Source organism: Pseudomonas sp. ICMP22404 (assembly GCF_006227205.1).
In the GTDB taxonomy this organism is placed as follows: domain Bacteria; phylum Pseudomonadota; class Gammaproteobacteria; order Pseudomonadales; family Pseudomonadaceae; genus Aquipseudomonas.
The window spans coordinates 258131-278953 of the sequence record NZ_VCNG01000005.1 but is presented as its reverse complement, the minus strand read 5'-3'; the positions used below and the strand labels follow the sequence as shown (position 1 = coordinate 278953).

Genomic DNA, 20823 nt, shown 5'->3' with positions numbered 1-20823 from the left:
AAAAGATTCAAGGAAGCATCCGATGGCGTCATCTGGACTGTTACTCGCTCTCGGCCTGCTCATGGGCTTGGGCGTGGCTGCTCACGCCGCACCACTGGACGAGCCGCTCAAACCGCTGCCCCCTGTTCCGACCCTGGACCCCAAGCGTGTCCAACTGGGACAGCGACTGTTCTTCGATCCTCGGCTCTCGGTCAACAACACTCTCTCCTGCGCCAGTTGCCATCATCTTGACAAGGGCGGCGCCGACGACAAGCGGCTTTCCCTGGGGTTCGATGGCAAGCCGGTGGAGGTCAATACGCCTACCGTGTTCAATGCCAGCCTGAACTTCCATCAGTTCTGGGACGGCCGCGTCGATACCCTGGAAGACCAGGTCCACGCCGTGGTGACCAGCCCCACGGAAATGGGCAATACCTGGGAAGCGGTGGTCAAGCGCATCGCCGATGACCCGGGTTATGCCAAGGACTTCGCCAGTGCCTATCCCGACGGTGTCACCAAGCCCAATATCCAGGGCGCGCTGGCCGATTTCGAGCGCACCCTGCTGACGCCCAACTCGCGCTTCGACCAATATCTGCTGGGCAACACCGACATTCTCACCCCCCGGGAAAAGTTCGGTTACCAGCGCTTCAAGGAATACGGCTGCATCGCTTGCCACCAGGGCGTGAACATCGGCGGCAACATGTTCCAGAAGTTCGGCGTCATGGGTGACTACATCGCGGACCGGGGCAACCCCACCCGGGTCGATGAAGGACGTTTCAACGTCACCGGCGATGACTCCGACCGTCAGGTCTTCAAGGTCCCCAGCCTGCGTAACGTGGCCGTTACCGCACCGTATTTCCACGACGGATCCGCACCGACCCTCGAGCGTGCGGTGGAAGTGATGTTCAAATACCAGCTGGGCCGTGAACCGTTGAAGAACGACACGGAACTGATCGTCGAATTCCTCAAGACCCTGACCGGTGAACACGAGGGCAAGCCACTATGAAGGCCCTTCGCCGCTTCGGCCTGTTCTTCATCGGCGCCCTGCTCGCCTCGGTCCTGCTGTTCATGTACGTCAATTCCAGTGCGCAACAGGCTGCCTCGTACATTGAGTCCCGGGACCTGATCCGCCTGCTCAAGCAGCAGGACGCCATCTGGGACAACGAGGTCCTCAAATCCCGGGTCGCCCTGAGCCATAACTACGACCCGCTGGTGTCCCCACTGCACGAAATGACGCGCCTGTGGCAACGCCTCGACACCATTGAATCGGAGCCCGGTCGCCATGCGCCCTCGCTCTGGGAGAACCAGCGCGACGAGTATCTCAAGGCCGTCAAGGAAAAAACCCGCCTGGTGGAACAGTTCAAGTCCCACAACGCGGTGCTGCGCAACTCCCTGGCGTTCCTGCCCACCGCCGAGGACGACATTCAGGCCGAGTTCGCGCAACTGTCCGACGAGGACAAGCTGCAGTTGCAAAGTGTCGCCATCGACACCTACGACCTGCTACTCAGCAGTATGGAGTTCTCTCTGCTCACCACCCGCGAAATAGCCGCCGAGGTGCTACTGGGTCTGAACCGTCTCGATGTCAACAAGGAGCGCCTGCCGGTGGGCCTGCATGACTCCATCGACATCCTGAGCCGGCACATCGCCCTGATCCTGCGCGAGCAGCCGCGGGTCAACGAGTTGCTGGAGAGCATCGAAGCCGTTCCCGTCTCCGATCATCTGGACACCATCACCCGCCTGATCGAGAAGGATCAGGAAATAGCTGCCGACAAGTACCAGCGCAACCACGTGTACCTGCTGGTGTTCGCCACCCTGCTGGTATTGATATTGATCTGGCTGGCCATCCGGCTGGTACGCAGCTTTGCCGAGATCAAGCACGTCAACAAAGCCCTGAAAACCGCCAACGACGAACTGGAACAACGGGTCGAAGAGCGCACCCGCCAGCTCAAGGATACCCAGAGCGAATTGATGGACACCGCCCGCCAGGCCGGCATGGCGGAGATCGCCACCAATGTGCTGCACAACGTCGGCAACGTGCTCAACAGCGTGAACATCTCCGCCGACCTGGTCAGCCGCAAGTTGCGCGGCAGCAAGGCCCAGGGGCTGGGCAAGGCAATGACCCTGATCAACGAGCACGGCCACGACCTCGGGCACTTCCTCAGCGAAGACGAAAAAGGCAAGCTGCTACCTGGTTATCTCAACCAATTGGCGGACGCGATTGCGGTCGAACAGCAAAGCCTGATCGATGAATTGGCCCAGTTGAGCAAGAGCGTGGACCACATCAAGGACATCGTCTCCACGCAGCAATCCTATGCCGGTGCCAACAGCCTGGTGGAACCGTTGGTGGTCAGCGAACTGCTGGAAGACGCCCTGCGCATGAACTCCGGCGCCCTGACCCGGCACCATGTGACGGTGATCAAGGAGTACGGCAACTTGCCGCGGATCATGGGTGACAAGCACCGTTTGTTGCTGATTCTGATCAACCTGATCAGCAACGCCAAATACGCCATGGCCGGAGTCTCGAATCATGCGCGGAACATGACCCTGCGTGCGGAGGTCGTAAATGACGAGACGTTGCAGATCAGTGTCAAGGACGAAGGCGAAGGTATTCCGGAAGAAAACATGACCCGCATCTTTGCCCACGGTTTTACCACGCGCAAGGAAGGCCACGGGTTCGGCTTGCACAGCTGTGCAACGGCCGCCATCGAAATGAACGGCCGCCTCACCGCCCACAGTGAGGGGCCAGGCAAGGGGGCGACGTTCGTACTACACGTACCCCTGAAACTCGCGGAAGACGATTCATGAACAGTTTAAGTAACCGGCGCATCCTGTTGATCGACGATACGCCCGCCATTCATGAGGATTTTCGCAAGATTCTCACCCCCGAGGACGACAGCAACGCCGACCTGCAAGACATGGAAAGCGCGCTGTTTGGCGATGCACCGAAACCGGTCGGTACGGTGTTCGAGCTCGACTCGGCCTATGGCGGCCAGGAAGGCCTGAGCAAATTACAGGCGGCGCTGGCAAAGGACCGCCCGTATGCCCTGGCTTTCGTCGACATGCGCATGCCAGAGGGGTGGGACGGTGCCAAGACCATCGAGGAACTGTGGAAATGCGACCCGCAGTTGCAGGTGGTGGTGTGCACGGCCTATTCGGATTATTCCTGGGATGAATTGCTGGATCGACTGAACGGTCACGACCGCCTGCTGATCCTGAAAAAGCCCTTCGATAACATCGAAGTCCAGCAGATGGCCAACACCCTCACCACCAAGTGGGAAATGACCTCCCGCGCGCAACTGAAAATGAACAAACTCGAAGAACTGGTGCAGCAACGCACCCAGGCCTTCAAACAGGCCAGCACCTTGCTGCAGATGGAAATCGACGAACGCAAGATGCTCGAAACCCAGTTGGTGCAATCGGAAAAACTCGCCTCGCTGGGCCAGTTGGCAGCCGGGGTGGCCCATGAAATCAACAACCCCATCGGTTTCATTTCTTCCAACCTGGGCGCGCTGGACGGCTACTTCAACAAGCTGGAGGAAATGCTCCTGGCCTATGGCAATGCCGAAGAAGCCATCGCTTCGCCGGAGCTGGTGATGTACCTGACCAAGCTGCGCGAGCAGGTGGAGTTGGACTTCCTCGTCGAAGACATCCCGTTGCTGATCAAGGAATCCAAGGACGGCATCGCCCGGGTCGGACAGATCGTCAAGGACCTGAAGGACTTCTCCCGCGTCGACTCCAACCAGGAATGGCAGATGGCGAACCTGCAGCAGGGCATGGATTCGACGCTGAACATCGTGGCCAACGAAATCAAGTACAAAGCCGATGTGGTCAAGGAGTACAGCCCGCTGCCAGAGGTCGAATGCCTGCCGTCGCAAATCAATCAGGTGATCATGAACCTGATCGTCAACGCCGCCCAGGCCATCGGTCCCGAACGCGGCACCATCACCTTGCGCAACGGCGTCGACGGCGACACCGTGTGGATCGAAGTCGCCGACAACGGCTCGGGCATCGAACCGGAAACCCTGCAAAAAATCTTCGACCCGTTCTTTACCACCAAACCCATCGGCCAGGGCACGGGGCTTGGACTGTCGTTGTCCTATGGCATCGTGAAGAAGCACAACGGCGAGATCACCGTGCGCAGCGAAGTGGGGGTGGGGACGACGTTCCGGGTCGAGTTGCCGGTGCGGCAGATGAAATTGGTGGGGTGACATGGATTAAACATGATTTATCTGTGGAAGGATGACCTGTGGCGAGGGGATTTATCCCCGCTGGGCTGCGCAGCAGCCCTAAAACCAGTCGACTCGGTACATCAGGCAGATTGAGTCGATTGTATTGGGGCTGCTATGCAGCCCAGCGGGGATAAATCCCCTCGCCACAGATAAATCCCTCGGCACATGAAATCCTCTCATCACCAGTTGCCCAGCGTTTCGCCACCAGCGCAGAATGGCCCTTCGCCCCTACCCCAAGGAAACCGCATGAGCCTGTCGCTACTGAGCCGTTACGCCTTCTTCGCCGGCTGTGTACTGTTCACCCTCGCCAGCCTGCCGTTCCTTGCGCATGACTGGCTCTGGCCGTTCGCGCTGGTGACAGGCCTGCTGAGCCTGCTGGGGCTGTTCGACCTGCTTCAAAGCCGCCACGCCGTGCGGCGCAACTATCCGATCCTGGGCAATATCCGCTACCTGGTCGAAGGCATTCGCCCGGAGATCCGCCAGTACCTGCTCGAATCCGACAGCGACGCCCTGCCCTTCTCCCGCGCCCAGCGCTCATTGGTGTATTCCCGGGCCAAGAACGAAAGCGCCGACAAACCCTTCGGCACGCTGATCGACGTTTACCAGGCCGGTTTCGAATTCATTGGCCATTCCATGCGTCCAGCCCCGTTGAGCGACCCCAGCGGTTTTCGCGTAACAGTCGGCGGCCCGCAGTGCACCCAGCCGTACTCGGCCTCGGTGTTCAACATCTCCGCCATGAGCTTCGGTTCCCTGAGCGCCAACGCCATCCGGGCCTTGAACCAAGGGGCGAAGCTCGGCAACTTCGCCCACGACACCGGCGAAGGCAGCATCAGCCCTTATCACCGTGAACATGGCGGCGACCTGACCTGGGAGCTGGGCAGCGGCTACTTCGGCTGCCGCACCCCGGACGGCCACTTCGACCCGGAGCGTTTTGCCGCCCAGGCCCGGAACCCACAGGTGCGGATGATTGAAATCAAGATGAGCCAGGGCGCCAAACCCGGCCACGGCGGGATTCTGCCCAAGCACAAGGTCACCCGGGAGATCGCCGAAACCCGCGGCATCCGCATGGGCGAGGATTGCGTTTCACCGTCCTGCCACAGCGCTTTTTCCACCCCCATCGAGTTGATGCAGTTCGTACAGCAGTTGCGTGAGTTGTCCGGTGGAAAACCGGTGGGCTTCAAGTTCTGCCTGGGTCATCCCTGGGAGTTCATGGGAATCGCCAAGGCCATGCTGGAGACCGGCATCCTGCCCGACTTTATCGTGGTGGACGGCAAGGAGGGCGGCACGGGCGCCGCACCGGTCGAGTTCACCGACCACATCGGCGCGCCGCTGCGCGAGGGCCTGCTGTTCGTTCACAACACCCTGGTGGGCCTGAACCTGCGGGACAAGATCAAGCTCGGCGCCAGCGGCAAGATCGTCAGCGCCTTCGACATCGCCAGCGTACTGGCCATCGGCGCCGACTGGGCCAACGCCGCCCGGGGCTTCATGTTCGCCATCGGCTGCATCCAGTCGCAAAGCTGCCACACCAACAAATGCCCTACCGGCGTCGCCACCCAGGACACCTTGCGCCAGCGCGCCCTGGTCGTCCCGGACAAGGCCCAGCGGGTCTACAGCTTTCACCGCAACACCCTCAAGGCCCTGGCAGAAATGCTCGCCGCCGCAGGCCTCGAACACCCGTCGCAGTTGCAACCCAAGCACCTGGTTCGGCGGATGTCCGCGACCGAGATCAAGCTGTTTTCCCAATTGCATGTGTTTCTCAAGCCCGGGGAGTTACTGACGGGCGAGGTCAATGGCGCGTTTTATTCGCGGATGTGGCAGATGGCGCGGGCGGACAGTTTTGAGCCGGAGGAAATCGCCACAGCTTAGTTTGCGTAACACCGGGTATCCAGTCTTACGCAAACCCCTCATCGAATGTCAGTCTGGTATCTAACTATTGATGAGTCTCCGACTGCACGCTCATCAACAAAATGATAACCATGTTCCTTCCTATACTCCGCGTCCGGTATCCAGGTTCCGTGCGTGCCTAAAATACAAAACTCCATTGGCTGGGCGGCGGACTCAATATCCTTCTCCATGTCACTGACGCTCTTAACCTTTAACTCCAAGCCAAGCACCTTCGCATACCCTTGAGCCTCCAAATGTGCGAACGAGTATACTGCTCGATCAGCGCATTCACCCGCTATCAACTGTATGACATCACGCATCTGACTTACAGGAGGCAATTGATTTCTGAAAGTATAAACAGGCTTGACCCCAGCGTACAAAGGCGTTAGCGAAAAACAAAAAACAACAATCATTACACTATAAAAAAGCACCTGATCTCGCAAAAGACCGAGGCCATACCCCGCCAGCATCAACAATGCAGGCAACAATACGATAAGATTACGCATCGTCAAGACAGGCTGAATATAGAAAGAGCGCATATAGGGAACCATCGCGCACACACCTATCCACAGAATAAAAAACCATAAAAACTCCTTCCTCTCACTGCCTTTGAGAATATCCAAGAGCCCGAACATCATTAAAATGGCGACCATCATGGCGAGGGTTTTATTACCAAAATACAGCGCAAATAATTCAGTAAAAAAATTGTCGTCCGGAGCCGGCACCCAAAACCCACTTCGCTCTATATTAGCCACTATATATCCGATGCTTGGAAGGAGGCTCAGAAAGACAAATAGCCCAACGGCCAAAAACATCAAAATCATTCTCATCCGAAAAGCTTTTCGGCCATAAATCAGATAAAACAATCCGATCTGGGCGAGGACTGGAAAAAAACCGAAATAGTGGGTATTCACCAGCATTGCCGTCACGACGGCATACAAAACTGCATTCAAGGCTGTAGGGTTGTGCACCAGCGTTAAAAAAACCAAAAACGAAAGCACGACAAGCAACACCAGTAATGCATACGACCTGGTTTCTTGAGAGTACGTTATCAAATAAAAATTAACCGCCACCAGCCACGCACAAATCAGTCCTGTCCGTCGGCCAAAAAACTTCCAACCCAAATAGAAAACGCTCGGTATCAGCAAGACACCGAAAAAAACCGACAGATACCTTCCGCTTATCTCAGCGTAACCAAACGCTTTATAAAATAGCCATAAAAGTGCCTGGTAGAGTGGTGGGTGCACATCTAGCAATGTGCGTTCATAGACCCGCTTGAAACTGTTATCCGGATCACTGACTGCCACACTGAATGCTTCATCCAGCCAAAGTCCATGCGTGTCGATGTTATGCAATCTCAAATAGCAACCGACGATCATTGCGCCTGCCAACGATAGATACATTGGTCCACTTTGTGGAGTTGCTTTCATGATCATTATTGTTCTCCACGTCCTCGTCCAAGTAACGATCGTTCCCGCCCGATCAAGCATGCAGCCCCCAGCCCTACCGCCAGCCACAACGTCACCATCCGCAACAGAACCGTCGCTGCAATTGCACTTGCCATCGCAACGGCACCAGACGCCAGCAAAGCCACCATTACCGCTTCGGTACTGCCCAATCCGGCGGGCATGAAACTCAGGGCTCCAACCAGCATGGAAATGGCATAAATGAACATGACCGACGTGAGAGGTACGTCCGCTCCCACAGCCCTCAAAATCCAGTAGAACGCCATCACTTCAAGCCCCCAGGCCATGAGACTCAATAACGTCGCGACAATCTGTCGACGTGGGGTATGACACCGGCGTGCCTGACGCAACACTCGAACGAGATGGCGCAGCATCCGGGAAATCCAGCGACTTCCCTTGTCGATACGGCGGGCAATGCTCCCTATTAGTACTGGACGCACCATCAGCAGTACGCCGCAGACCAGCAACGCCAGAGTGGCCACCATCATCGGCAGCCATTTGGGGTGAGCACTCAAGCCCAACAGCGCCAAAACAACTATCGCCAGTAAATCCGAAAACCGCTCACTCAGTAGCGCAGCAAAACTGTGTGCGTATGGCACATCCCAGCGTTTCAGCAGAACTCCACGCAACGCCTCGCCCGCCTTGCCAGGTGTTGTAGTCAATGCAAATCCCGCCAGATAGATTTTCAAGCTGGGCCAACAAGGCAACGTATGTCCCAAGGCACTGAGATAAATCTGCCAGCGCAAAAAACGCAGCCCATAGCCAAGCAGAACCAAGACGACTATTTGCGCCCCGTCCCACCACCCTACCCGACTGACCGCCCCGCTCACCGCCGCCCATCCACCCCAGAGGGAAATGGCGAGGTAAGCCAGGGCCGTGCAGATCGCCGAACCGATCAAAAACTGATAGCGCCATCCTGTCAAAGCCACGATCTGGTTCACAGGTTGAGCCTTTTGAACAGTGACTGTGGCAATGCCCGTATCAGACACATGAACAACGCCCAGAACGCTGGTACATAAAGCACCGAGACCTTGCGTTCGATACCCGCCACAATTCGACGGGCGACAGCTTCCGGTTGCGCCACCAGGAAAGCCGGCAATGCCAATCCGCGGGTCATCGGCGTATCGACAAAGCCGGGTTTGATGGTGATCACATGCACACCCAACTTGAACAGCCGCGCGCGCAGACCTTCGCAGAATGTGGAAACGGCCGCTTTGGCTGCGCCATACACATAGTTGGAGGGGCGCCCGCGATCCCCGGCAACTGAAGAAATAACCGCCAGCGTGCCACAGCGCTGAACGATCATCAGACTCGCCAGACGAGTCAGCAAGGCAATCACCGAACTGCCATTGTTGGCGAACTCGGCCATGGCCGATTCGACACTTCGCTCACATTCGTGTTGATTTGGCAAAGACCCATAAGCAATCAAACAGATATCCACCGATTGCATCACAGCCAGGCACTGCTCCAGCATGATGGTCTGTGCATCAATATTGCCGAGGTCCATCACCCAGGGAATAACCCTGCTTGCACCTCGCGCCTCAAGATCGGCACAGGTTTGCAGCAGTTTTGACTCATCCCTGGCAACCAGAAAGAACTCGCTCTGCTCAATCGCCCACCGTCGTGCGCAAGCACAGGCGATGGTAGAAGTAGCGCCCACAATCAGGATTTTTTTCATTGTGTAACTCGCTGCCAGAAACGGGACATCAATGTCGGGTCGCGCATTGCCTCCAAACGCTCCCAAGCGGGATAAGCCTGGCGAAAATCGCGGGCGCTCATGTGCGCATCCTTAGCCGGGTACAACCGGCCGCCGGCCTCATGGACAATAGCGTCCAGCCGCGGCAGCAAGGTGCTGTTCAGGGCGCCGCTTTGGGGGAAGTCCAGCGCCAGCGAAGTCCCAGGCATCGGAAAGGACAACAATCCCGGGGAAGCGATATCACCACAACGCTTGAGTACCGCCAGGAAAGATCCCAGTCCGCTACGGGCAATGACGTCGAGCAACTGCGCCAAGGCGTCCTCGGCAACCGCTTGTGGTACTACGCACTGGAACTGTTGGAATCCTTTGCGGCCGTAGATCCGATTCCAGCGCTCAATACTATCCAGCGGGTAAAAAAACGGACTGTAAGCAATCGCCTGGTTTTTCCTGCTGGCCGGCTGCATGTGCCAGTAACAGCGGTTGAACAATCCCACCATGAATGGGTTGACCAAGGACACCGGAGGCGAGGCGGGTAACGTCATGACACGGGGCGTTGGCACTTCCAACGGTCCGTGCTCACAGTGGTCCCCTACGATCATGACACCGCGCCCCAACGCAGAGCCCTTGGCCTGGCAATCAATCCAGGCCACGCTGTATTCATGAGAGGCATCAAGCTCTGTCGCCAGCGCGAAAAAGTCACTCAGTCGACCAAATCGCACCCGGGTCGTATCGATCCGACTGGACTGGATTCTGCGCAGACGAATGCTGACCCAGCTGATAATGCCCGTCAGACCTAATCCGCCGAGAGTAGCCGCAAACCACTGGGGATTTTCCGTTGGCGAACACACCATCAAAGGTTGCTCGGACCTGTGTAATCCAAAACTTAAGACCGAGTGGGCAAACGTCCCACGGCAGTGATGATTTTTCCCATGAACATCGTTGGCTACCGCTCCGCCCAGCGTCACATGGCGGGTTCCAGGCGTGACCTGCAAAAACCAGCCGCGAGGAACGGCCAGCTGCAGCACTTCACCCAAAGTGACCCCCGCCTCGGCGCAGATCTCTCCCGTTTGCCAATTGGCCTCGATGAACCGACTCAAGGGCCGCATGTGCAACACATGGCCATTGCTGGCCAAGCAACTGTCGCCATAACTGCGGCCATTCCCGAACGGCAATGTCGAGCCATGGATTTTACTGACCCGCAGCCACTGATCATCCAGATCATTTCGCCAGGCACAGGGATGAGCGATTTGCGGTTCAGCGGGATATTGCCCCCACGAACTCAACGGTAAGCTCATTGCAGGCACGACTGCGCGGTATCAATGAGAAGGCCTGCGGCATCAGGACAATCGTTCATGTCGCACTCCAGAAAATCAGGCAAAACAACACGCCTACGGCAAGGCTCAACCGGTCCTTTAGCGCAAACACCACCGGGTCCTCCTTCATTAATCCGCGGTGAGTCAGCATCCAGATCCGAGTGATCCAGAACAGCAACAAGGGGCAGGCAAGCCAGATGATTTGTGAACGCTCATACAGAGCAACGGTTGCGCCGTCGCGGATGTACAGTGCCAAAACCAGTACCGCGAGATAACCGGAAGCCGCGCCTAGCGATGAAAGCATCGCCATATCGTCTGGGTAATAATCTCGACCGCTGGCTTTACCGGTAACCCCGTTGCGCGAGACCACCAGAAGTTCGGTATAGCGCTTGACCAAAGCGAGGCTTAGGAAAATAAACATGGAAAACGCAAGTATCCATGCCGTCAGTTCCAAATCGAAGGCCGCGCCACCAGCGATGACTCGCAAGGTGTAGAGCAACGCCAGTGTAATCACGTCCAGGGGCATGATGTGCTTCAACTTGAACGAATAGGCCAGCGTCAAGGCGTAATAAAACGCCAACACCGAAACGAACTGTGAAGGTAGCCACCACCAGGCACCGCCAAGCGATATGATCAACAGCAATGGGCAAATCATCAGACCCGACTTGATCGACAGACATCCGTTTGCAAAGGGTCTGTTCCGTTTGGTTGGATGCCTTCGATCGTCTTCCAGATCCAGCAGGTCATTGAGTATATAAACGCCGGAAGCACATAACCCGAACGATATGAATGCCACCAAGCCATGCCATAGCAACAGCGGGTTGGTGATCTGATGTGCGGCCAGCAACGGCACGAAAATCAGCGCATTCTTTGCCCATTGATGCAGGCGCAGGGCCTTTCGCCATTCGCCAAACCCCGTCGTGCCGGAGCGGATCAGTCGCACGACATTGTCCAGGCTAAGGATGGCCAGTTCGACCGGTGCGGAAGGATTGACCACGTAAGCAAGCCTGGCCGAGCGCCAGATCACAAGGTCGTCCAGTGCGTTACCGACGTAATCGAAGCCTCGTTGGCCGAACAATTCAATCAATCGATCACGCTTGTGCGGACCCGTCAGATTACATTCCAGGCGAGTCGCCAATATGTCGTCGAACACCTGCAAGTGCTCTCCGATCCTTTGCGCCAACGAATGATAACTGGCGGTGGCCAACACGATCCTGCGGCCTAGCCCGCGCTGTTCGTCGATCAGGGTCAGCACGTCCTGGTCGTAGGGCAATAGGCTGACATCGACATCCGTCGATTGAGCCAGCTGCTTCTTCAGGTAGGCCTTGCCGTGAAGCACCCAGACCAAAACTTTCAGGCAGCGCCAAGTCTGGCTGCGGACAAACGCCATGGCGCATTCAAACAACAGATCAGATTTGAGCAGTGTGCCATCCAGGTCGACAACAAAGGGCAGCGAAGCTGAACGGTCTTCCGTCATGGGCTGCACTACCTGGTCGCAGGCGTTCATACTTGATGACGGTCACGAAACACGACAAACCGAAAAAAACTGTAGCCAATCGCCAGGTTCAGCAACGAAAACGAAACCAACGCCACCCATCCAGGCAGGTTTCGGGTATCGCCGGCAGCTCCAATACCGTAGCTCAAGCCAGCCATCGCAGCAGTGAGCGGCAAATAACCGCGCCGAGGCGCCCCAGGCTCAAAGATGTAGAGCGCATTCACATAGAATGAAAACGCTGTGGCCACACAAAATGCCGTCAGGTTGCTGACCGCCTGGCTCAGCCCGACAGCACTACGCAACACGAAAAAGACCTGCCAATGGATCAGTCCATTGGCCAGGCCGATAACCATCAATGCAGAGAATCCCTTCATCGTGAGACCTTGCTCTGACCCGTTAGCGGGTTTTAAAGCTAGGTCACCATGCAGGGACGGTCTACTGTCAGAACTTACAGGTTCGCAGCTCTTTCCGACAGGCGGCCGATTTCTTCCACTTGGCGTCGTTACAAAGCCGGACGCACCGCGCCTTGTTGATCAGCCCTTGGCTGCAACTTGAAGGTGTAGAACAGCACCGTCAGCAGCACCAGAAACGCCGGCCCCACATACAGCGCCACCCGTGTATCCGGGAAGTACGCCATCAGCCCAACCACCAGCACCAGGAACGCCAACGCCAGGTACGAGCTGACCGGATACAGCCACATGCGGTATTTCAGGGCGGCACGCTCGGAAGCGCTCAGGCCTTTGCGGAACTTGAGCTGGGCCAGCAGGATCATCACCCAGGTCCAGATCGCCCCGAAGGTGGCGATGGAGGTCACCCAGACGAAGACTTTTTCCGGCACCAGGTAATTGAGCAGCACGCCCAGCAGCAACGCGGCAATGGACAGCAACAACGCGCGGCGCGGTACGCCGTTGGCCGAGGTCCTGGCAAAACCGGCCGGGGCCTGGCCGTTCTGCGCCAGGCTGTAGAGCATCCGCCCGGTGCTGAAGATGCCGCCGTTGCAGGACGACAGCGCAGCGGTGATCACCACGAAGTTGATGATGCCGGCAGCCGTCTTGATACCCAGGCGCTCGAACGTCATCACGAACGGGCTGCCCTGGGTGCCGATCTCGTTCCATGGGTAGATCGACAGGATCACGAACAACGCGCCGACATAGAACAACAGGATCCGCCAGAACACCGAACCGATGGCGTTGGGAATGGTTTTCTGCGGGTTCTTCGCCTCACCCGCGGTCAGGCCGATCATCTCCACGCCCAGGTAGGCAAACATCACCATCTGCAGGGACATCAATACACCCTGCACCCCATTGGGCATGAACCCACCGTGGGTCCAGAGGTTGGAAATACCCAGGGCCACGCCGTCGTTGCCGAACCCGAAGGCGATGATGCCGACGCCGCCGATGACCATGGCGATGATGGTCACGATCTTGATCAGCGCAAACCAGAATTCGAACTCGCCGAAGGCCTTGACCGCGATCAGGTTGATCGAGCCCATGCTGACCAGTGCGGCCAGGGCCCAGATCCAGCGGGGCACGTCGGGGAACCAGATGCCCATGTACACCGCTACCGCGGTGATTTCCGCCACGCAGGTCACCAGCCACAGGAACCAGTAGTTCCAGCCGGTCAGGAAACCCGCCAGCGGGCCGAGGTAATCCTGGGCATAACGGCTGAACGAACCGGCCACTGGATTGTGCACGGCCATCTCGCCGAGGGCGCGCATGATCACCAGGATCGCCAGGCCGCCGATGATGTAGGACAGCATGATCGCCGGGCCGGCCATTTCGATGGCCTTGGCCGAACCGAGGAACAGTCCGACACCGATGCAAGCGCCAAGCGCCATCAGGCGGATATGCCGCTCGCCGAGTTCACGTTTGAGCGGACCGCCCTGAGCGGTCTCGCCATGGGGCAGATGATTGCCGACAGGCATAGGGATACAACTCCGTTTTGTTATTGGATTAGCCACCGGGTTTCCAAGGCCACAGGCCGATAAGCCTGCCACCTTGCCGAAACCGGGCCTGCCTCGTGGACAGACCGTCCCGGAAACCAGAACGTCAAGACCGGTGGGTCGTGCAGTATAAAAAGCCAAGGATAGAGAGTTTCACTGTAAAACTTTGGAAATTCAGGGATAAGCCACAGCAAAAGTCGGGTTTTTGGAGAAGCATTGACTGGGAATACAGAGGATTTAAGAGCACCGCCCCCCCTGTGGCGAGGGGATTTATCCCCGTTGGGCTGCGTAGCAGCCCTGAAACCTGCTGATTCGGTGTGTCAGACAGATTGAGTGCTTTGGGGATGGGGCTGCTGCGCAGCCCAGCGGGGATAAATCCCCTCGCCACAGGGGACTACGCAGATTTCGGAATTTTCGCTCATACGTCTCAGCGTCGTGGAAACACCTACATGGCTAGGCTGCATTGACACCCCCTTCAAAGGAAGCAAGGAATGCATCCACGCCCCGATTCCCATCGCTTGCGCCGAGGTCGCTGTTCGGAGCAAGGGCGCGGCTACCTGGTAACGGCTGTCATTCATCGACGACGTCCAATATTCGCTGACTGGAAAGTTGGAAGATTGTTAGTAGCTGAATTTAAACGAGCCCATGACTCGGGCCAGGTCAACTCCTTGGCCTGGGTGGTGATGCCGGATCATTTCCATTGGCTGGTTCAAATCAACAATACCCCTCTGAGTCGAGTCATTGGTGCCACCAAAGCTCGATGCACACACAGCGTCAACAGTCGGACCGGGGCGTCCGACCCGCTCTGGCAAAGCAGCTTCCACGACCATGCACTCCGCGACAATAAAGACATCCAGCCCTTCGCCCGCTACATCATTGCCCACCCGGTTCGCGCAGGGCTGGTAAGCCGAATTGGCGATTACCCGCTCCGGGATGCCATCTGGCTCTGAAGCTGTGGCGAGGGGATTTATCCCCGCTGGGGCGCGTAGCGGCCCTAAAACAGTCGACCGGATCTGCCTGATGTACCGAGGTAGTCTGGTTTTAGGGCCGCTGCGCAGCCCAGCGGGGATAAATCCCCTCGCCACAGGGGTTTCATGGTGCCTACAGGATTTCAGGGTGCCGGCCTGTCCACAATTTCCCTCCCCCACGCAAACCACCGTCTAAGCTTCAAGCAAGTCCGATCAATCTGCGTGAATGGATCAGTCGACTATGGGCGCTCTATGGCAAACCGATTCGAACAAACCTATGGTCCCGACTGAACGTATGGAAGAAGCGTCTACACCCCCAAAAAAACGCCGCGCGCGGCATGGCTGGCGGGCGTTCTGGTTGCTGCTGCTGATTATCGTCGTGGTGGTCGGGCTCGCGGTGGCCAAGGAAATGCGCACCTCCAGGTTCCAGGCCAGGGAGATCAGCAAATACGCTGCCTCCCTGAGCTATTCGCTGCAACCGGGGCCCAGCGATGCCATTGTCTATCCCGGAGCCGGCCCATTCGACCGGCGGTTGGGCTACAGCTCGCTGGGGGAGTTCCTGCCGCGACTGCTCAAGCGCAACTACGTGATCCAGGCCCAGACCCGCTTTTCGCCAGCCTTGATGGACTACGTCGGAAAAGGCCTGTTCGTGCCCTATACGGAAAAGATCCAGGCCGGCCTGACCATCACCGATTGCCGCGCCGCGCCGCTGTATCAGTTCAAGTATCCACAACAGCTGTATGCCAGTTTCGACGCCATCCCTCCCGTGGTGGTGCAAAGCCTGCTGTTCATCGAAAACCGCTTCCTGCTCGATCCCCACCAGCCCCAGGCCAACCCGGCGGTAGACTGGCCGCGCTTCGGCATGGCGGCGTGGTCGCAGGTGGCCAAGCTGTTGAGCTTGCCGGGGCAGTCCGCCGGGGGCAGCACCCTGGCGACGCAGCTGGAAAAGTACCGTCACTCCCCCGATGGCCTGACCGTCTCGGGGAGTGAGAAGATCCGCCAGATGATTTCCGCCAGCGTGCGCGCCTATCGGAGCGGTCCGCAAACCCTCGAGGCGCGGCAGCGGATCGTGCGCGATTACCTCAACAGTGTGCCACTTTCCGCCGTGCCGGGGCATGGAGAGGTCCATGGCATGGCCGAAGGTTTGCGGGTCTGGTACGGCGCCGACTTCAACCGCGCCAATGAGCAGTTGTTCAGCACCGCCACCGATCCGCGGAGCCTGGCGGAAAAGGGTCTGGCCTTGCGGCAGATGCTGTCGTTGATGATCGCTCAGCGGCGCCCTTCCCATTACCTGTCCAAGGGGCATGACGAGCTGGCGAGCCTGACGGACAGCCACATCCGGCTGCTGGCCCAGAACGGTGTGATCGACGCCGCCCTGGCCGATGCCGCCCTGGCGAGTCAGGTCAGTTATCGCGATTGGGTGCAGCAACCGACGATCCAGCCCAACGAAACCAACAAAGGCATCAGCGCCGCCCGCAGTCGGCTCGCCACGCTGCTCGACCGGCCGTTGTACGACCTCGACCGACTGGACCTGTCCGCCACCAGCACTTTGCAAAACGACTTGCAGACCCAGGCCACCGAGTACCTCAAGCGCCTGGCCGACCCGGCCTTCGCGACGGAGATCGGCCTCATGGGAGAACGCCTGCTCACCCCCACCAGCACCACCCAGGTGCGCTACAGCTTTACCCTGCTGGAACTGACCCCGGACGGTTCGCGCGTGCGGGTGCAGACCGATAGCACCGACCAGCCTTTCGACATCAACGAAGGCAGCAAACTCGAACTCGGTTCCACCGCCAAGTTGCGGGTACTCACCACCTATTTGCAGATCATTGCCGAACTGCACGACCGCTATGGCGCTGAAACTCCGGCGGCCCTGAAAAAAGTCGAGGTCGCCGAGCAGGATCGCCTGTCCCGCTGGGCCGTCGATTACCTGATCCAGAACAGCGACCGCAGCCTGCCGAAGATGCTCGAGGCGGCACTCGATCGTACGTACTCCGCCAGCCCCGGCGAGGCATTTTTTACCGGCGGCGGGCTGCACACCTTCCACAACTTCCGCAGCGAGGACAACGGCCGCAACCCCACCTTGCGCGATGCCCTGCGCGAGTCGATCAACCTGCCGTTCATCCGTCTCATGCGCGACCTGGTGCGCTATGCCACTTACGCCGGGCCCAACAACAGCGCTGAACTGCTCAAGGACGACAGCGACCCGCGGCGCCAGGAATACCTGGCCCAGTTCGCCGACCGCGAAGGCACCTCGTTCCTGCTCAGGTTCTGGAAGAAGTATCAGAAGAAGGACACCAGCCAGCGCCTCGAAACCTTTCTCGACAGCATGCACCCCACGGCGATCCGCCTGGCCGCCGTGCACCGCTATTTCTTTCCCAACGACAGCCAGGACAGCTTCAACCGCTTCGTGCGTTCACATCTGCAATCGGCCAAGAACGCCGAGAAACTCACCGACGAACGCCTGGAGCGGCTCTACCAGAGCTACGGTCCCGGCGCCTATGACCTGCCGGACCAGGGCTTTATCGCCAAGGTCCACCCGCTCGATCTATGGTTGATGGGTTACCTGCTGAACAACCCGGACGCCAAGTTCAGCCAGATCGTCAAGGCCAGTGAGTTCGAACGCCAGGAAGTCTACAGTTGGCTGTTCAAAAGCCGGCACAAGAGCGCACGCGACAGTCGCATCCGCACCATGCTCGAGATCGAAGCGTTCCTGGATATCCACCAGCGCTGGCAGAAAGTCGGCTACCCGTTCGACCATCTCGTGCCTTCGCTGGCCACGGCAATCGGCAGCTCCGGTGACCGCCCCGCCGCACTGGCAGAGCTGGTGGGCACCATTCTCAACGACGGTATCCGTCAACCGGCACTGCGGGTCGACAGCCTGCACTTCGCCGTCGATACCCCCTACGAAACGCAACTGATCAACGACCCGGATAAAGGCAAACGCGTGATGCCGGCGGAAGTGGCCCAGGCCCTGCGCGGTGCGTTGTCCCAGGTGGTGGATGCCGGCACCGCGAAACGGGTGGCCGGCAGTTTCAAACTGGCCGACGGTACGCCGTTGGCCATGGGCGGCAAGACCGGCACCGGCGACAACCGTATCGAAGCCATCGGCGCCGGTGGGCGCATCCTCAGTTCCAAGTCGATCAACCGCACGGCCACCTTCGTGTTCTACATTGGCGACAGCCATTTCGGCACCCTCACCGCCTATGTACCGGGGGCCTCGGCGCAGAACTTCAAGTTCACCTCGGCCTTGCCGGTGCAGGTGCTCAAGGGGATGGCGCCGTTTCTCACGCCCTACTTGCAGCCGGGCAGTCACACCCAGTGCACGCCGTTGGTGGCGCGCCAGGGCGTTTCGTCGCCAGGGTAGAACTACGGGCTCACCCGCGGTACCGCATCGAAGATCACCGTGAAGTCGGCGTTGAACAGGCCTGTCTGGTCGGGAAGCGGTATGGCCGAGGCATAGATGACCATCTCTGCCTGCGTACCTGGGGTGGACGTGGGGTCGTCCACCACCTCTTGGGGCGTGGAGGTCAGGGTGACGTTGTTGAACCGGACAAGCAGGGGAATGGCGCTGCTGCCGTTGGTCAGCGCTGGCTGGCCAGCCGGGAGATAGGCATGCACCGAACCGTCGGTGTTCTTCACATCGAAAGTCTGGCGTATCGGGGACAGTTGACTCTTCACAGCGTCCCAATACATGACCTCATCCTTGCCGAACTCCGGGTCCCGGGGCTGCACATGGAACTGCTGGGTCGGAATATTCGCAGTGATGTGAATCGACGAGCGAGCATCATCCGCCGCGCGCGCCGGCGAAGCACTCAGGGCAACGGCGCCCAGGGCCATTGCAGCTACCTTTTTATTGAACATGCCAAATACCTTTTCAGCCGTAGAAGAACAGGATGGGTCACGCAGAGATCCGCGGCACTGCGTCGTAGATCACGGTGAAGTCGCCGGTATAGAAGCCCGGCCGGCGCTGGACCGGCATGGCATCGGCACGAATCGTCATCTCGACCTGGGTACCGGGCGTGGAGGACGCATCGTCCACGACTTCCCGAGGCAGGCCATCCAGGCGGACTTTGTTGAACCGGACCCGCAACGGGATTCTGGCATTGCCGTTGGACAGGAACGCCGCGCCACCCTCGATGTAGGCGTGGATCGAACCTTCAGTGTGCTTCACGTCGAAGATCTGGCGCAAAATGCCCAGGTCGTCGTTCAACGGGTCGTAATGCATGACCTCGTGCTTGCCGAACTCGGGATCCCGTGGCTGGACATGGAACTGCTGGGTGGGAATGTTCGCCTTGATATGAATGGCGGACCGAGCATCATCGGCCCCGAAGGCCAGCGAAGGACTCAGGGTCGCGACGCCCAGGGCCATGACGGAAACAAATTGCTTGAGCATGCTTGCTACCTTTTTTCATCGTTATTGTTAAAGAAGCGTCCATGCCATTACTGCTAACCCGTGGCGAGGGAGCTTGTTCCCTCACCGCGCAGGTTCTTTACTGCCTCCGGTCGCCCTACGGCGCCGTGGCGTCGAACACCATGTGCACCGTGCCGTAGTAGTCGCCAGGCTTATAGTCGTCATCGGGCTTGATGGCGGCGATTTCCAGCGGCACCTGACGGCCCGGCCGTGCCTCGACGGCCGAGACCACCTGGGCGGAATCCAGGGTCAGTTCGACGCCGTTGAAGCGCACGCGCAAGTCGATGCGATCACGGCCATTGGACAGATAGGCCTCCTCCCCGAGGCGAGCCCCAATGGAGCCGTTGCTGTTTTTCACCTCGTAGGTAGCCCGCAACGGGCTCAGGTCCGAGGTGATGGTGCTGAACGGCAGGCGCTGCTCGCGCTGGACCAACTGCGGGTCGAGGGGCAACACATAAAAGTCGGCCGTCGGGATGGTCACGTAGAGTTCGAAGGTTTCCCGTTCGACAGCCCCCCAGGCCGAGGTCCAGGGCATCAGCAGGGCCGTCAATGCAAGGGGGCGTAGCCGTGTCTTGATCATTTTGATTTACCTCTTGGGTCAACGACGGTTCGGCGACGGTCGCCGTCAGCCCTTGATCTCGACGTTCTGGGTCTTGCTGCCTTCGATCAGGGTGAAGCGATATTCACGCCCTGCTTCCTTGTCGAACGAGAACGTGCGGCCGGTCATGACGTGATGCTTGGTGGTCGGCCGGCATTCGTTCTCTTTCTTCGCTTCGCAGTCCTTGAACTCATCGACCACCACCACGCTGTTGCCGTTGTTGCGCAGCACGTAGCGATTGGCGTTGTTATCGATCACGGTGTCGAAGCGGGTGTCCTTGGGCCGTACGAAGAACACCGTGCCGTACCCCGCCAGTACCTTGACCCCGGCCGCCACGCGTTCCTTTTTATACGCTTCGCGCTCCTCCGCGCTGACGGCGAATTCGTCTTCCGCTTCCGGCACCACCGGCACGAAGCGCACACGGAAGTAACGCTCCTTGTCACGGTTGCCCATGAACAGCAACCGCGTGCCCTGCACACCGTTGGCCGGCACGATCAGGCGCGCCGGGCTGGCCATCAGACCATCCTTGGCCTGGGCACTGGCCTGGTTCTGCAGGGGCACCTCGCTGTAGGTGCCGTCTTCGTTGTAGATGATTTCCAAGATGTTCACCTTGACGAAAGCCGTCGACGTGCCGCCGTTGAACACCCGTTTCATGTACGTGGTCTTGTTGCCGTCCAGGTAGTCGTAGACCACCCCGACACCGATCTGCGGACCGGCCTGGGCCACGCCGCAAAACAGGGAAAAACCAACCCATGCCCATAGCTGTTTCATCACTTGCTTAACCTCATGCATTAAACGCAACTCACTAGAAATTTGGCCGGCAGGTCACTGGTGGCCTGTGT

General features: G+C 58.6%; 17 protein-coding genes. 6 read left to right on the top strand and 11 right to left on the bottom strand.

Annotated features, from left to right (window positions below):
- Positions 1–22 precede the first annotated feature (22 nt).
- From FGE05_RS11955 to FGE05_RS11940, 4 genes are all read left to right on the top strand, one after another.
- Positions 23–982: a cytochrome-c peroxidase gene (locus tag FGE05_RS11955; protein ID WP_139645117.1), complete on the top strand. Its 960-nt coding sequence runs from the start codon at positions 23–25 to the stop codon at positions 980–982.
- Positions 979–2781, top strand: coding sequence for a DAHL domain-containing protein (locus FGE05_RS11950; protein WP_139645115.1), 1803 nt, complete (start codon positions 979–981; stop codon positions 2779–2781). Before FGE05_RS11955 ends, FGE05_RS11950 begins: the two co-directional genes overlap by 4 nt.
- Positions 2778–4184 carry an ATP-binding protein gene (locus tag FGE05_RS11945; protein WP_139645113.1) on the top strand — a complete coding sequence of 469 codons (1407 nt, stop codon included), beginning with the start codon at positions 2778–2780 and terminating at the stop codon, positions 4182–4184. Before FGE05_RS11950 ends, FGE05_RS11945 begins: the two co-directional genes overlap by 4 nt.
- A 267-nt stretch (positions 4185–4451) precedes the next feature.
- A complete protein-coding gene (locus tag FGE05_RS11940) occupies positions 4452–6071 on the top strand; it encodes an FMN-binding glutamate synthase family protein (protein WP_139645111.1) in 1620 nt (539 codons plus the stop codon).
- A gap of 38 nt (positions 6072–6109) precedes the next feature.
- On the opposite strand, the gene FGE05_RS11935 is transcribed toward FGE05_RS11940, so the two are convergent.
- The 7 genes from FGE05_RS11935 to FGE05_RS11905 form a co-directional block, all read right to left on the bottom strand.
- A complete protein-coding gene (locus tag FGE05_RS11935) occupies positions 6110–7525 on the bottom strand; it encodes a glycosyltransferase family 39 protein (protein WP_176563003.1) in 1416 nt (471 codons plus the stop codon).
- Positions 7525–8496, bottom strand: a complete 972-nt coding sequence (locus FGE05_RS11930; protein ID WP_139645107.1) for a lysylphosphatidylglycerol synthase transmembrane domain-containing protein — start codon at positions 8494–8496, stop codon at positions 7525–7527. Before FGE05_RS11930 ends, FGE05_RS11935 begins: the two co-directional genes overlap by 1 nt.
- Entirely contained in the window at positions 8493–9233 is a 741-nt protein-coding gene (locus tag FGE05_RS11925; RefSeq protein ID WP_139645104.1) for an SDR family oxidoreductase, read from the bottom strand. Before FGE05_RS11925 ends, FGE05_RS11930 begins: the two co-directional genes overlap by 4 nt.
- Positions 9230–10546 carry an FAD-binding oxidoreductase gene (locus tag FGE05_RS11920; RefSeq protein WP_139645103.1) on the bottom strand — a complete coding sequence of 439 codons (1317 nt, stop codon included), beginning with the start codon at positions 10544–10546 and terminating at the stop codon, positions 9230–9232. Before FGE05_RS11920 ends, FGE05_RS11925 begins: the two co-directional genes overlap by 4 nt.
- Before the next feature lie 55 nt (positions 10547–10601).
- Positions 10602–12041: a UbiA family prenyltransferase gene (locus FGE05_RS11915; RefSeq protein WP_139645101.1), complete on the bottom strand. Its 1440-nt coding sequence runs from the start codon at positions 12039–12041 to the stop codon at positions 10602–10604.
- A 26-nt stretch (positions 12042–12067) separates the two neighbouring features.
- On the bottom strand, positions 12068–12433 hold the full coding sequence (locus FGE05_RS11910; RefSeq protein WP_139645098.1) for a GtrA family protein: 366 nt from the start codon (positions 12431–12433) through the stop codon (positions 12068–12070).
- 128 nt (positions 12434–12561) lie between these two features.
- Entirely contained in the window at positions 12562–13983 is a 1422-nt protein-coding gene (locus FGE05_RS11905; protein WP_139645096.1) for an amino acid permease, read from the bottom strand.
- 509 nt (positions 13984–14492) lie between these two features.
- Here FGE05_RS11905 and FGE05_RS11900 point away from each other — a divergent pair.
- Together FGE05_RS11900 and FGE05_RS11895 are read left to right on the top strand one after the other, a co-directional pair.
- On the top strand, positions 14493–14951 hold the full coding sequence (locus tag FGE05_RS11900; protein ID WP_139645094.1) for a transposase: 459 nt from the start codon (positions 14493–14495) through the stop codon (positions 14949–14951).
- Positions 14952–15210: 259 nt separating this feature from the next.
- A complete protein-coding gene (locus tag FGE05_RS11895; RefSeq protein WP_139645092.1) occupies positions 15211–18336 on the top strand; it encodes a transglycosylase domain-containing protein in 3126 nt (1041 codons plus the stop codon).
- 2 nt (positions 18337–18338) lie between these two features.
- Here FGE05_RS11895 and FGE05_RS11890 read toward each other — a convergent pair whose 3' ends face one another.
- The 4 genes from FGE05_RS11890 to FGE05_RS11875 form a co-directional block, all read right to left on the bottom strand.
- Positions 18339–18833 (bottom strand): CS1 type fimbrial major subunit, encoded by a 495-nt coding sequence (locus FGE05_RS11890; RefSeq protein ID WP_139645090.1) that lies wholly within the window; start codon positions 18831–18833, stop codon positions 18339–18341.
- A gap of 37 nt (positions 18834–18870) precedes the next feature.
- The gene (locus FGE05_RS11885; protein WP_139645088.1) at positions 18871–19365 is read right to left on the bottom strand and encodes a CS1 type fimbrial major subunit; all 495 of its coding nucleotides are present in this window, start codon (positions 19363–19365) and stop codon (positions 18871–18873) included.
- 115 nt (positions 19366–19480) lie between these two features.
- A complete protein-coding gene (locus tag FGE05_RS11880) occupies positions 19481–19963 on the bottom strand; it encodes a CS1 type fimbrial major subunit (protein ID WP_139645086.1) in 483 nt (160 codons plus the stop codon).
- Between the two features lie 45 nt (positions 19964–20008).
- Positions 20009–20752 carry a molecular chaperone gene (locus FGE05_RS11875; RefSeq protein ID WP_175363055.1) on the bottom strand — a complete coding sequence of 248 codons (744 nt, stop codon included), beginning with the start codon at positions 20750–20752 and terminating at the stop codon, positions 20009–20011.
- Positions 20753–20823: the final 71 nt, after the last annotated feature.

Coding starts and splice junctions, on each gene's coding strand:
- FGE05_RS11955 (WP_139645117.1), top strand. CDS start 23: ATGGCGTCATCTGGACTGTTACTCGCTCTCGGCCTGCTCATGGGCTTG.
- FGE05_RS11950 (WP_139645115.1), top strand. CDS start 979: ATGAAGGCCCTTCGCCGCTTCGGCCTGTTCTTCATCGGCGCCCTGCTC.
- FGE05_RS11945 (WP_139645113.1), top strand. CDS start 2,778: ATGAACAGTTTAAGTAACCGGCGCATCCTGTTGATCGACGATACGCCC.
- FGE05_RS11940 (WP_139645111.1), top strand. CDS start 4,452: ATGAGCCTGTCGCTACTGAGCCGTTACGCCTTCTTCGCCGGCTGTGTA.
- FGE05_RS11935 (WP_176563003.1), bottom strand. CDS start 7,525: ATGATCATGAAAGCAACTCCACAAAGTGGACCAATGTATCTATCGTTG.
- FGE05_RS11925 (WP_139645104.1), bottom strand. CDS start 9,233: ATGAAAAAAATCCTGATTGTGGGCGCTACTTCTACCATCGCCTGTGCT.
- FGE05_RS11920 (WP_139645103.1), bottom strand. CDS start 10,546: ATGAGCTTACCGTTGAGTTCGTGGGGGCAATATCCCGCTGAACCGCAA.
- FGE05_RS11915 (WP_139645101.1), bottom strand. CDS start 12,041: ATGACGGAAGACCGTTCAGCTTCGCTGCCCTTTGTTGTCGACCTGGAT.
- FGE05_RS11910 (WP_139645098.1), bottom strand. CDS start 12,433: ATGAAGGGATTCTCTGCATTGATGGTTATCGGCCTGGCCAATGGACTG.
- FGE05_RS11905 (WP_139645096.1), bottom strand. CDS start 13,983: ATGCCTGTCGGCAATCATCTGCCCCATGGCGAGACCGCTCAGGGCGGT.
- FGE05_RS11900 (WP_139645094.1), top strand. CDS start 14,493: ATGCATCCACGCCCCGATTCCCATCGCTTGCGCCGAGGTCGCTGTTCG.
- FGE05_RS11895 (WP_139645092.1), top strand. CDS start 15,211: ATGGGCGCTCTATGGCAAACCGATTCGAACAAACCTATGGTCCCGACT.
- FGE05_RS11890 (WP_139645090.1), bottom strand. CDS start 18,833: ATGTTCAATAAAAAGGTAGCTGCAATGGCCCTGGGCGCCGTTGCCCTG.
- FGE05_RS11885 (WP_139645088.1), bottom strand. CDS start 19,365: ATGCTCAAGCAATTTGTTTCCGTCATGGCCCTGGGCGTCGCGACCCTG.
- FGE05_RS11880 (WP_139645086.1), bottom strand. CDS start 19,963: ATGATCAAGACACGGCTACGCCCCCTTGCATTGACGGCCCTGCTGATG.
- FGE05_RS11875 (WP_175363055.1), bottom strand. CDS start 20,752: ATGAAACAGCTATGGGCATGGGTTGGTTTTTCCCTGTTTTGCGGCGTG.